At 68.3% G+C, this 12,744-nt stretch carries 8 protein-coding genes; 5 read left to right on the forward strand and 3 right to left on the reverse strand.

What is annotated here, in order from left to right; genetic code table 11:
* Positions 1–56: 56 nt before the first annotated feature.
* Positions 57–3,764, reverse strand: a complete 3,708-nt coding sequence (locus tag C5E10_RS05500) for a multifunctional oxoglutarate decarboxylase/oxoglutarate dehydrogenase thiamine pyrophosphate-binding subunit/dihydrolipoyllysine-residue succinyltransferase subunit (protein WP_104330787.1) — start codon at positions 3,762–3,764, stop codon at positions 57–59.
* Between the two features lie 145 nt (positions 3,765–3,909).
* Here C5E10_RS05500 and C5E10_RS05505 point away from each other — a divergent pair, with 145 nt between their 5' ends.
* From C5E10_RS05505 to C5E10_RS05525, 5 genes are all read left to right on the forward strand, one after another.
* Positions 3,910–5,349, forward strand: coding sequence for a GuaB1 family IMP dehydrogenase-related protein (locus C5E10_RS05505; RefSeq protein WP_104330788.1), 1,440 nt, complete (start codon positions 3,910–3,912; stop codon positions 5,347–5,349).
* A 181-nt stretch (positions 5,350–5,530) separates the two neighbouring features.
* A complete protein-coding gene (locus tag C5E10_RS05510) occupies positions 5,531–6,877 on the forward strand; it encodes a hemolysin family protein (protein WP_104242103.1) in 1,347 nt (448 codons plus the stop codon).
* Positions 6,870–7,913: a hemolysin family protein gene (locus C5E10_RS05515; RefSeq protein ID WP_104330789.1), complete on the forward strand. Its 1,044-nt coding sequence runs from the start codon at positions 6,870–6,872 to the stop codon at positions 7,911–7,913. The genes C5E10_RS05510 and C5E10_RS05515 overlap by 8 nt, the downstream gene beginning before the upstream one ends.
* Positions 7,914–7,981: 68 nt before the next feature.
* The gene (locus tag C5E10_RS05520; protein WP_181062656.1) at positions 7,982–8,917 is read left to right on the forward strand and encodes an ADP/ATP-dependent (S)-NAD(P)H-hydrate dehydratase; all 936 of its coding nucleotides are present in this window, start codon (positions 7,982–7,984) and stop codon (positions 8,915–8,917) included.
* Positions 8,918–8,937: 20 nt separating this feature from the next.
* Positions 8,938–10,323 (forward strand): glycosyltransferase 87 family protein, encoded by a 1,386-nt coding sequence (locus tag C5E10_RS05525; RefSeq protein ID WP_104330791.1) that lies wholly within the window; start codon positions 8,938–8,940, stop codon positions 10,321–10,323.
* On the opposite strand, the gene C5E10_RS05530 is transcribed toward C5E10_RS05525, so the two are convergent.
* Positions 10,216–11,424: a homoserine O-acetyltransferase gene (locus tag C5E10_RS05530; protein ID WP_104241522.1), complete on the reverse strand. Its 1,209-nt coding sequence runs from the start codon at positions 11,422–11,424 to the stop codon at positions 10,216–10,218. The genes C5E10_RS05525 and C5E10_RS05530 overlap by 108 nt on opposite strands.
* Before the next feature lie 28 nt (positions 11,425–11,452).
* A complete protein-coding gene (locus C5E10_RS05535) occupies positions 11,453–12,742 on the reverse strand; it encodes a bifunctional o-acetylhomoserine/o-acetylserine sulfhydrylase (RefSeq protein ID WP_104241521.1) in 1,290 nt (429 codons plus the stop codon).
* Positions 12,743–12,744: the final 2 nt, after the last annotated feature.

The raw sequence follows: 12,744 nt of genomic DNA on the forward strand, positions 1-12,744 counted from the left end.
ACGCCCGCTCGATTGCTCGGAGCGGGCGTCTTCGTCGTGCAGACGAGGCGCGCAGCCTACTCGGCGAGAACGCCTTCGATGAGCTCAGCCTGCTGGCGCTGGTGAGCCTTCATGGTGCCCACGGAAGGCGCCGAGGACTCCGGTCGTGTGACGGCTCGGATCGTGCGCCCTTCGAGCATGGGGGCGAGATGCGTGCGGATGAACGGCCACGCTCCCTGGTTCTCCGGCTCGTCCTGCGCGTAGACGATCTCCGCGTTCGGGTACTCGGCGAGGAGGCGGTTGATCTCTTCGCCTGGCATCGGGTAGAACTGCTCGAGACGCACGAGCGCGACGCTCGTGTCCTCGCGCTTGTCGAGCTCCGCGCGCAGGTCGTAGTGCAGCTTGCCAGCGTGCAGCACGACGCGGCGCACGGCCGCCTTGTCCGTGATCCGCTCGTCGTCGAGGACGGGGCGGAACGAGCCGTTCGTGAAGTCCTCGACCGGCGAGACTGCGCTGCGAAGACGCAGCATCGACTTCGGCGTGAAGATCACGAGCGGCTTGCGGGGACGCGCGTACGCCTGGCGGCGCAGCAGGTGGAAGTGCGACGCCGGCGTCGACGGCATCGCGACCGTCATGTTCTCTTCCGCGGCGAGCGTCAGGAAGCGCTCGATGCGGGCCGACGAGTGGTCGGGGCCCTGGCCCTCGTAGCCGTGGGGGAGCAGCAGCACGACGCTCGAGCGCTGGTTCCACTTCTGCTCGGACGCCGAGATGAACTCGTCGATGATGGTCTGCGCGCCGTTGACGAAGTCACCGAACTGCGCTTCCCAGAGCACGAGCGCGTCTGGTCGCTCGACCGAGTATCCGTACTCGAAGCCCAGCACCGCGTACTCGCTGAGGAAAGAGTCGTAGATCGAGATCGGTGCCTGGTTGTCGCTGAGGTTCGACAGCGGCAGCCAGTTCTGGCCGTTGAGGCGATCGTGGAAGAGCGCGTGGCGCTGCACGAACGTGCCGCGACGCGAGTCCTGGCCCGACATGCGCACCGGCGTGCCCTCCATGAGGAGCGAGCCGAGCGCGAGGAGCTCGCCGAATGCCCAGTCGATGCCACCGTCTCGGCTCATCTGCTCCCGCTTGGAGAGCACCGCCTTGAGCTTGGTGTGCACCGAGAAGCCCTCTGGCGGGTTCCCGTGCGCGTCGCCGATGATCTCGACGACCTCGCGTGCGACGGCGGTCGAGTCCGGCTCGGAGCGGTGGTTCTCCTCGCGAGAGCCGACGGCCGAGAGCTCGGCCGCGGAGATGGGCGTCGACTGCGTCTGCGCCTGGTGGGTCTCCGCGAAGGCGCGCTCGAGGCGGTCGTGGAAGTCCTTCTGCGCCGCGTCGAACTCGTCCTGTGTGATGTCACCACGGCCGACGAGGGCCTCCGCGTAGAGCTTGCGGACGGAGCGCTTCGCCTCGATGAGGTTGTACATGAGCGGCTGCGTCATCGACGGGTCGTCGCCCTCGTTGTGGCCACGGCGACGGTACGAGATGAGGTCGATGACGACATCGCGCTTGAAGCGCTGGCGGTAGGCGAACGCGAGCTCGGCGACGCGAGCCACCGATTCGGGGTCGTCGCCGTTCACGTGGAAGACGGGAGCCGAGATGGCCTTCGCGACGTCGGTCGAGTACATCGACGAGCGGGCGTCGCGCGGGGTGGTCGTGAAGCCGACCTGGTTGTTGATGTTCACGTGGATCGTGCCACCCGTGCGGTAGGCGCGGAGCTGCGACATCTGCATCGTCTCGTAGACGACACCCTGGCCGGCCATCGCCGCGTCACCGTGGATGAGGATCGGCAGCACGGCGTCGCGGCCGTCGGACTTGCGGTCGATCTTGCCGCGCACGATGCCCTCGAGCACGCCGTTCACGGCCTCGAGGTGCGAGGGGTTGGCGGCGAGGTAGACGGGGATGGTCGCGCCGGATGCCGCCGTGAAGGTTCCCTCGATGCCGAGGTGGTACTTCACGTCGCCGGAGTTGCCGCGTCCGGAACTGGACTGCACGCCCTCGAACTCGCGGAAGATCTGCCCGTAGGTCTTCCCCGCGATGTTCGTGAGGACATTGAGGCGACCACGGTGGGCCATGCCGATGGCGACCTCGTCGAGGTCTTCCTCCGCTGCACCCTGGATGATCGTGTCGAGCAGCGAGATGACCGACTCGGATCCCTCGAGCGAGAAGCGCTTCTGGCCGACGTACTTCGTCTGCAGGAAGGTCTCGAACGCCTCAGCCTCGTTGAGCTTGTTGAGGATGCGCATCTGCTCTTCGTGCGTGGGCTTCGTGTACGGGTGCTCCAGCTCGTCCTGGAACCAGGCGCGCTGCTCCGGGTCCTGGATGTGCATGTACTCGATGCCGATCGTGCGGCAGTAGGAGTCGCGCAGGATGCCGAGGATGTCGCGGAGCTTGAGCATCCGCTGGCTGCCGCCGAAGCCGTCCGCGACGAACTCGCGCTCGAGGTCCCAGAACGTGAGTCCGTGATTCTCGATCTCGAGGTCGGGGTGCGTGCGCTGCACGTACTGCAGCGGGTCGATGTCCGCCATCATGTGGCCGCGGACGCGGTACATGTTGATGAGCTGCTGCACGCGGGCCGTCTTGTTGATGGAGGCGGCGAGGTCGACGTGCACGTCCTGGGACCACACGACGGGCTTGTACGGGATGCGCAGCGAGGCGAAGATCTCCTCGTAGAAGTTGTGCTTGCCCGTGAGGTGCTCGTGCACGATCTTGAGGAACTCGCCGGAGCCGGCGCCCTGGATGACCCGGTGGTCGTAGGTGCTCGAGATGGTGAGGCGCTTCGAGATGGCGAGGTCGTCGAGGACGTGCTGCGCCATGCCCTGGTAGGGAGCCGGGTAGTCGAGGGCGCCGGCACCGATGATGGCGCCCTGCCCCTTCATGAGCCTCGGGACGGACTGCAGTGTTCCCATGCCGCCGGGGTTCGTGAGCGAGATGGTGGTGCCCGCGTAGTCGTCTCCGCTGAGCTTGTTCTGGCGTCCGCGCTTGATGAGCTCCTCGTACGCTCCGAGGAACTCGCGGAAGTTGAGGGTCTCGGCCTGCTTGATGCTCGGCACGACCAGGGCGCGGGTTCCGTCGGGCTTCGGCACGTCGATCGCGATGCCGAGGTTGACGTGCGCTGGCTCGATGGCGGATGGCTTGCCGTCGATCTCGTCGTAGTAGACGTTCATGCTCGGGAACTTGATGAGCGCCTTCACGAGCGCCCAGCCGATGAGGTGCGTGAACGAGACCTTGCCACCGCGGGTCCGCCGGAGGTGGTTGTTGATCACGATGCGGTTGTCGATCATGAGCTTCGCGGGGATCTCGCGGTAGCTCGTGGCCGTCGGCACCTGCAGCGAGATGTCCATGTTCTTGGCGATGGCCTTCGCCATGCCCTTGAGCGGCGACACGATGTTCTCGCGCGACGGGGCCTTCTCCTTGTCAGCGGCGGGTGCATCCGCTGGGATGAGCTTCTCCTGAGGGGCTGCTGCAGTCGTCTTCGCCTGCTTGCGAGCCTCACCGTCGGCCGCTGGCTTCTTCGCCTCGGCCGCGGGAGCCGGAGCCGCCTTGGCGGGCTGAGCCGCTGGCGCCGTCTTCGCGGGAGCAGCGCCCTGCTGCTTCGCGTACTGCTCGAGCGTCGGCCACCAGGCCTCGTCTACGCTCTTCGGGTCCTTGACGTACTTTTCGTACATCTCCTCGACGAGCCAGTCATTGGCTCCGAAATCGGACTTTGCTTCGTCTGTACCCGCACTGGTCAAATGACTCGCCACCTGAGTTCGTCTCGCGTTCGTCTAGTGATGCGGGACGCGCCGAATCTGGGCGGCGACCCCATCGAGTGACAAGCCTAACGCCCTTGGCGAGCGCTCTGTGCGAAAGTGGGGTGAGGAGGGGGCTCCGCAAAGTAATCTGGAGGCCATGCACTTCTCTGGTCCTGCCCCTCACCACGAGCTCACCTACTCCGATGTGTTCCTCATTCCGAGTCGTTCCGACGTGGGCTCGAGACTCAACGTCTCGCTCGCCCCGGACGACGGGACCGGCATGACGATTCCGCTGGTCGCCTCGAACATGAACGCGGTCACCGGGCCCCGCATGGCAGCCGCCATAGCGCGCCGCGGCGGGCTCGGAGTCCTTCCCCAGGACATGTCTCTGGAGGAGCTGCAAGCCGCCATCCGCTGGGTGAAGTCGCAGGATCCGGTGCTGGACACTCCGTTCACGGCGAAGGGCGAGGCGACGGTCGGCGACGTGCTCGAGCTCGTGCCGCCGGTGGCCGGCTTCGGCGTCTCGGTACTCGATCCCACCGGAGACGTGCTGGGAGTCCTGCAGGCCTCGACCCTCGCGCGTGTCCCGAGCGACGCCGTGCTCGCCGACCTCAGCCACCACTTCGTCGACGAGATCCCCGTCTCGCTCGCGCGCGACTCGCGCGCGGTCTTCAACTCGTTCGCCGAGACCGGGTCGAACTTCGCCCCGGTCCGGACCGAGGCCGGCGAGGTCGCGACGGTCACCTCGGGCGGCGCCCTCCGCAGCACGATCTACCGCCCTGCGCTCGATTCGCAGGGACGCCTGCGTGTCGCGGTCGCCGTCGGCGTGTCGCGCAACGCGCTCGAGCGTGCTCGGGCACTCGTGGAAGCCGGTGCCGACGTCCTCGTGCTCGACACGGCGCACGGCCACCAGGGGAGCATGCTGCGCGCCATCGAGGCGGTCCGCGGCGCGGAGCTCGGCGTTCCCATCGTCGCCGGGAACGTGGTGAGCGGAAGCGGAGTCCACGACCTCGTGTCGGCCGGGGCGAGCATCATCAAGGTCGGCGTCGGACCGGGTGCGATGTGCACGACCCGCATGATGACGGCCGTGGGGCGTCCGCAGTTCTCGGCCGTGCTGGAGACCTCGGAGACGGCGCACGCGCTCGGGGCACGCGTCTGGGCGGATGGGGGAGTGCGCTACCCGCGCGACGTCGCGCTCGCGCTCGCCGCGGGAGGCTCCGCCGTCATGATCGGCTCGTGGTTCGCCGGCACCGTCGAAGCGCCTGGCACGGTGCGGACGGACGAGTCGGGCAATTGGTTCAAGGAGTCGTTCGGCATGGCGTCGACCAAGGCCGTCGAGGCTCGGTTCGGCGACCTCGAGCCCTACGAGCGCGCCCGCAAGCTGCTCTTCGCGGAAGGGATCTCGTCCTCGAAGATCATGCTCGACCCGAAGCGTCCAGGTCTCGACGACCTGATCGACATGATCACGACGGGCGTTCGCTCGTCCTTCACCTACGCGGGCGCCGACTCGCTGCCCGAGTTCCGCCAGCGCGCGAAGGTCGGCATCCAGTCGGCCGCCGGCTACGAAGAGGGCAAGGCCCTCCCGGTGTCCTGGTAGTCGCGGTCGCGTGAGGGTGGTCTTCGCTATACTTCGTGGCAACTATGGACGATGACCATCCTCCGCGATCCGCACCCTCACGCGCCGCAGCTCTGCCTGCGCTGAGCGTTTCCTCCTCTCCGGCTCGGCATCCCCGAACCGTCCCCGTATCGAGGGGTGAGGGTTCGTGAACGAGTGGGTCATGCTCGGCATCGGCGTCCTTTTGACCGTGGGGACCGGCGTCTTCGTCGGGTCGGAGTTCGCGCTCGTCAACCTCGACCGCAACGACCTCGAGAAGCGTCGGGAACGCGGGGAGAAGCGCCTCACCCCGACCATCAACGCGCTCAAGCACACGTCGACGCACCTCTCGAGCGCGCAGCTCGGCATCACGCTGACGACCCTCCTCACCGGCTACACGATGGAGCCGGCCATCTCGTCGCTGCTCTCGTCGCCGCTCGGCGCCGTGGGGCTGCCGGAGGACGCCGTGCGCCCCGTCGGCGCCGTGCTCGCGATCGTGATCGCCACGGGGCTCTCGATGGTCATGGGAGAGCTGATCCCGAAGAACTTCGCGCTGGCCGTGCCGCGCGCGACGGCGAAGTTCCTCATCCCGCTGCAGGTCGCGTTCACGACCGTCTTCCGGCCCGCCGTCGCGGTGCTCAACGGAAGCGCCAACGGCCTCATCCGGGCTCTCGGCATCGAGCCAAAGGAGGAGCTCTCCGGCGCCCGCACGGCGGAGGAGCTCTCGAGTCTCGTTCGCCGCTCCGCGCTCGTCGGGCTGCTCGAAGGGGAGCGGGCGGTGCTCTTGAGTCGCACGCTGCGATTCTCCGACCACATCGCGGCGGACGTCATGACGCCCAGGCCGCGTGTGCAGTCGATCGCGGTCGACGCGCCGGTCCAGGACCTCATCGACCTCGCGAAGTCGACGGGCCACTCCCGATTCCCGGTGACCGGTGAGGACATCGACGAGATCGTCGGCGTCGCACACCTGAAGAACGCCGTCTCGCTGCCGCTCGACCGCCGCCGTTCCGTGCCGGTCGGCGCGATCAAGACGGATGCGCTGCTCGTGCCGGAGACGCTGGGGCTCGATGCTCTGCTCGCGGAGCTCCGCTCGGGCGGATTCCAGCTCGCAGTCGTCCTCGACGAGTACGGCGGCACGAACGGAGTCGTCACCCTCGAGGATCTCGTGGAGGAGATCGTCGGCGAGCTCGTCGACGAGCACGACCGAGCGCATCTCGACGTCGTGCGCGCCAAGGGCCGCACCACGTTCGACGGGATGCTCCGGCCGGACGAGGTTCGGGACCGCCTGAACATCGAGCTCGACGACGACGGGCCCTTCGAGACCGTCGCTGGCTTCATGATGAACGCGCTGGAGCGCATCCCCGCGGTCGGCGACGAGGTGCAGGTTCCCGTCGGCACGTTCCGCGTCGAGCGGATGGAGGGTCGCCGGGTCGATCGCGTCGCGTTCACACCGAACGAGTCGTACGAGTCGAGGGAGGCGCTCATGCAGCGCCTCGCCGACAAGCACGCCGAGAAGGAGAACCGTGGCTGAGTACTGGTCTGGACTCGCCTGGCTCGTGGTCCTCCTCGCCGCGAACGCCTTCTTCGTCGGCGCGGAGTTCGCCGTCATCTCCGCGAAGCGATCGCAGATCGAGCCCCGAGCCGAGCGCGGCAGCAAGGCCGCCCAGCAGACGCTCTATGCGATGGAGCACGCGACCGGCATGCTCGCGACGAGCCAGCTCGGCATCACCGTCTGCTCGCTGCTGATCCTCAACGTCTCGGAACCGGCGCTGCATCACCTGCTCGAGATCCCGCTCTCCGCGACGGGGCTCGGCGAGGAGATGATCTCGACGATCGCGTTCGTCATCGCGCTCATCGTCGTCTCGTACCTGCACGTCGTGCTCGGCGAGATGGTCCCGAAGAACATCTCCTTCTCGGTGCCTGACCGCGCGGCGCTCCTGCTCGCCCCGCCGCTCGTGTTCTTCTCGCGGCTCTTCGCACCGGTCATCTGCGCGCTGAACGGCATCGCCAACACGACGCTGCGCCTGTTCGGCGTCGAGCCGAAGGCCGAGACGACGAGTGCGTTCACCTTCGACGAGGTCGCGGGCATCGTCGAGCAGTCCAAGCGCGAGGGGGTGCTCATGGATCGTGCCGGCACGCTCTCGAACACCTTCGAGTTCACGGCGAAGAAGGTCGCCGCGGTCGCGATCGCGGGCGAGCAGCTCGTGGTGCTGCCGCCGGACGCGACGCCGGAGATGCTGCAGCGCGCGGTCTCCGAGCACGGGTACTCGCGCTACATCATCCTGGACGAGGAGGGCGAATTCTCCGGCTACGTGCACCTGAAGGACGTGCTCGACCTCGACAAGCCGGACGAGTTCGACCAGCCCATCCCGGTCAAGCGCATCCGCTCGCTCGACTCGATGCACGACGAGGCCGACCTCGAGGACGCGCTCGCCACGATGCGGCGCACCGGGAGCCACCTGGCGCGGGTCCTCGACCGAGAGGGCAATACGCTCGGCGTGCTGTTCCTCGAGGACATCATCGAGGAGCTCGTCGGCGAGATCCGGGACGCGACTGCTCGCCACTGATCGCCGGTCTCCTCGCCGGAGCGCGGTGGCGACTTGGCGTGTCGTCGAAGAGCGACCAGTATGGCCGGGTGAGGGAATTCGATGCTCAGGATGCCGCGGCCAGCGTCTTCGCGCCGCGCGAGGACGACCACAAGTACCGCCGGGGTGTCACGGCGTTCGTGACGGGCTCCACGCACTACCCGGGCGCCGCCGTCCTGGGGACGAGGGCAGCCCTCGCGACCGGGATCGGGATGGTGCGCTACGCCGGGGGCGAGGCGGAGACCAAGGCGGTGCTGTGGCAGAGTCCGGAGGTCGTCGCCGATCTCGCGTCGTTCGATGCGCTTGTCGTCGGGTCCGGAGTGGATCCGAAGGACGTGCGGCGCACCAGCGAGGCGCGTGAAGCGCTCGACCGGGCCCGGGAGCTCGACGCGACGGTCATCGCCGACTCCGGCGCGCTCGGGCAGATCGCCAAGCGCGTGCTGGGAGGCCACCACGTGCGCCGATGCATCCTGACGCCCCACGCGGCCGAGCTCGCCGCCCTCATCACGAAGCTCGAGGACACCGAGGTGCATGCCACTGACGTCATCAAGGAGCCGGAGCAGGCCGTTCGCCTCGTGACCGATCGTCTCGGCTGCACGCTCGTGCTCAAGGGGCACCGCACCTACATCGCGGGGGACGGTCCGACGATCGTCGTGGATGCTCCTGGAGCGTGGCTCGCCACGGCTGGGACCGGCGATGTGCTGGCCGGGGCCATGGGTGCGCTGAGCGCCGTCGCCTCGAAGCGCGACGTGGCCGAGCAGCCGGAGCCGCAGCACCTCGCGGCGGCGGCCGTCTGGCTGCACGCGCGAGCCGGCTGGCTCGCGTCGCAGCTGAACGCAGGAAACTCGGAGGCGGCTTCCGCGCTGCTTTCCCCCATCGACGAGCTCACGAGGTTCGGTCCTGGTGCGCCGATCAGGGCGAGCGACGCGACTGCCGCGTTGCCGCGCCTCGTCGGAGCGCTCGTGGCGTCCAAGCTGCGCGCCTGACCTGGGGTAGCTTGTCCCGCATGACTTCGTCGTGGATCGCCCGTCACTGGCCGGGCCCTCTCTCGATCGTGACGCTCTGGCTTGCCTTCGCGGGCGTCCACTACGTGCTGATCCTCGTTAACCTCTACTCGCTCTCGAACCCAATGGGCGACGTGTTCCAGGTCTACCGCGGGTGGGTCGACCAGGCCCAGCTGGGGCAGGTGCCCGGCATCGATACGACCTTCGTGTACCCGCTGCCCTCGCTCCTGCCGATGCTGGTGGCGGACGCGGTCGGGGGGCAGGCGAACTACGGCTTGGGCTGGCTGCTGGTGGTCGCGGCCGGCAACGCCGTCGCGTTCGCGGCACTGACGCTCTGGCGTCCCTCGTCTCGCGACGCCAGGCTGCGGCAGATCGCCGCCTGGTGGTGGCTCGTGCTCATGGCCCTGCTCGGACCGGTGGCGCTCGGCCGCATCGATGCGGTGAGCGTGCCGATCGCGATCCTCGCGCTGCTGGCGCTTCGGCGTCGTCCCGAGATCGCGGGAGCCCTGCTCACGTTCGGCGCGTGGCTGAAGATCTGGCCAGCTGCCGTGTTCGCGGCGGCCTTCATCGTGCTGCGCCACCGGCTCTGGCTCGTTGCGGGTGCCGTCGTCGTTTGCGCTGCCGTGCTCATCCCCGCCCTCGCGCTCGGTGGCGGGTCGAACGTGTTCTCCTTCGTGACCGAGCAGACGGGGCGAGGGCTGCAGGTCGAGGCGGTCGCCGCGACCGTGCCCATGTGGCTCGCGTCGATGCAGGTGCCTGGCTACGACGCCTACTACTCGATGGAGATCCTGACCTTCCAGGTCGACGGTCCCGGCACGGAGTTCGTGAGCGCTCTGCTCACGCCGGTGCTGGGCCTGGCCGTGCTCGGCGTGGTGCTGCTCGCACTTATCTCCAAACGTCGCGGCATGCCGTTCACGCGCCTGTTCCCAGCCCTATCGCTCGCGCTGGTGCTCTCGTTCATCGTCTTCAACAAGGTCGGCTCGCCGCAGTTCATCACGTGGCTCGCGCCGGTCATCGTGTTCGGGCTCATCGTCGACATCAGGCGCTTCGCGCTGCCAGCCGGAATCGCCCTCTGCATCGCCTGGCTCACGCAGATCATCTATCCAGGCAACTACAACTTCGTGACCGACGCCCACTCCGCCGGCGTCGCGCTCCTCGCGGGTCGCAACGGGCTGCTGGTCGTGCTGCTCGTCTGGGCGCTCTGGGCGATGTGGCCGCGCAGCAGGCGGGCCGTGCGCGGAGTTCCGAGCGACAGCTCGGGGGCTCGCACCTCGGCGAGCTCAGCCGTTCGCGAGCATGGAGCGGATGGCGTCGCCGACGTGGTGGATCTCGAGCAGGAACCCGTCGTGGCCGAAGTTCGACCTGATCGTGACGGCTCTGTCGCCTGAGTAGCTGTTCTGCACGCCTGCGGCGATGCGGTGCTGCGTCTCGGGCGGGAAGAGCACGTCCGTCGAGATGCCGATGACCATGGTGGATGCGGTGACGCGCGCGAGCGCAGCATCGAGGCCTCCGCGGTCGCGGCCGACGTTGTGCGAGCTCATGGCCGTCAGCAGCGTGATGTAGCTGTTGGCGTCGAAGCGACGCGTGAAGCGGTTGCCGTGGAAGTCGAGGTAGGACTCGACGGCGTAGCGCCCTTCGTCCTGCTCCGGGCTGAGGTTGGACTGCCAGCTGCGTCCGAAGCGGTCGTCGAGCTCGGTGCCCGACCGGTAGTTGAGCATGGCGAGGCGCCGGGCGAGGGCGAGGCCGCGGTGCGGCCCGAAGCCGGCGGGCTCGTCCGCGTAGTCGCCGCCGTTGAAGTTCGGATCGAGCCTGATGGCATCGATCTGCAGGGTGTTCTGCGCGATGGTCTGCGCGTCGGACGCCGCGGGGGCACTCATCACGACGAGCCGCTGTGTGCGGTCGGGGTACATGATGCCCCACTCGAGCGCGTGCATGCCGCCCATGGAGCCGCCGATGACGGCCGCGAACGAGGCGATGCCGAGTTCATCCGCGAGCAGCGCCTGCGCTCGCACCTGGTCGCGGATCGTGAGCACCGGGAAGGAGGATCCGTACGCGTTCCCGCGAGCATCGAGGCTCGCCGGTCCCGTCGAGCCCTGGCATCCGCCGAGCATGTTGGGGGCGATCACGAAGTAGCGGTCCGTGTCGAGAGGCGCCCCGGGACCGACGATGCCCGGCCACCAGCCCGCGGTCGGATGCCCGGGCCCGAGCGGCCCCTCCACGTGCGAGTCGCCGGTGAGCGCGTGGAGCACGAGGATCGCGTTCGAGCGGTCGGCGTTGAGCGTGCCCCACGTCTCGTAGGCGAGCCGGATGAGCGGGAGCTCGCCGCCGTGCTCGGGGCTGAACGCCCCGAGCCAGGCGAACTGGCGGTGGCCGACGTCGTCGCCGTCGCGCCACGCGCCCGAGGCGGGCGGCCTCAGCGAGACCGCCCGCAATTCGTCGTTCGGAATTCTGCCGCTCGGCGGCGAGATGCCGTGATCTGTCCAGTCCATCAGCGCCAGGCTAGCGGCTACCCCGCGCCTAGGCGCGAAGCGAGTCGAGGGCCTGCGAGAGGTCCGCGATGAGGTCGTCGACGTTCTCGAGGCCGACCGAGAGGCGCACGAGTCCGGGGTTGATGCCGGATGCGAGGAGCTGCTCTGGGGTGAGCTGCGAGTGCGTCGTCGACGGCGGGTGGACGATGAGGCTGCGCACGTCGCCGATGTTCGCGAGGTGGCTGAAGAGCTGCACGCGCTCGACGAGCTTGCGGCCAGCTTCGACGCCGCCGCGGAGCTCGAACGACAGGATGGCACCTGCGCCGTTCGGTGCGTAGCGCTTCGCCAGGGCATTCCAGGGGCTCGTCTCGAGGCCCGCGTAGTTGACGTTCTGCACCTCGGCGTGGCCCTGGAGCCACGACGCGATCGCGGTCGCGTTGGAGACGTGGCGCTCCATGCGGAGGCTCAGCGTCTCGACGCCCTGCAGGATCTGCCAGGACGAAGCGGGCGCGATGGATGCGCCGATGTCGCGCAGCAGCTGCACGCGGGCCTTGGTGTGGAACGCATTGGCGTTGCCGAGGGCACCCGTGTAGCTGAGGCCGTCGTAGCTCGGGTCGGGCTCGGACAGGCCAGGGAAGCGGTCCTTGTGCTCATCCCAGGGGAAGGTGCCGCCGTCGACGATGACGCCGCCGATCACGGCCCCGTGGCCGCCGAGGAACTTCGTCGCGGAGTGGACGACGATGTCGGCCCCGTGCTCGAAGGGCCGGATGAGGAAGGGGGTGGCGATGGTGTTGTCGACGATGAGGGGCACGCCGACCTCGTGGGCGACCGTGGCGACCGTCTCGATGTCGAGGATGTTGACGGCCGGGTTGCCGATCGTCTCGCCGAAGAACAGCTTCGTGTTGTCCTTCGCCGCTGCACGCCAGGCGTCCGGGTTGTTCTGGTCCTCGACGAAGGTGACGTCGATGCCGAGCTTCGCGAACGTGTACTTGAAGAGGTTGAACGTGCCGCCGTAGATGGACGTCGAGGACACGATGTGGTCGCCGGCTCCCGCGATGTTCAGGATCGCGAACGTCTCCGCCGCCTGGCCGGAGGCGAGCGCGAGCGCCCCGCTGCCGCCTTCGAGGTCGGCGATGCGCGCCTCGAGCACCGCAGTCGTGGGGTTCGTGATGCGCGTGTAGATGTTCCCGGCGCGCGAGAGGGAGAAGAGATCGGCCGCGTGCTGTGCGTCATCGAACACGTACGAGGTCGTCTGGTAGATCGGGGTGACGACCGCGTTGGTCGTGGGGTCGGGGGCAGAGCCTGCGTGGATCTGCCTGGTCTCGAAGCTCTGGGTCATGG

It is taken from the genome of Pseudoclavibacter sp. RFBG4 (assembly GCF_002931515.1).
In the GTDB taxonomy this organism is placed as follows: Bacteria; Actinomycetota; Actinomycetes; order Actinomycetales; family Microbacteriaceae; genus Pseudoclavibacter.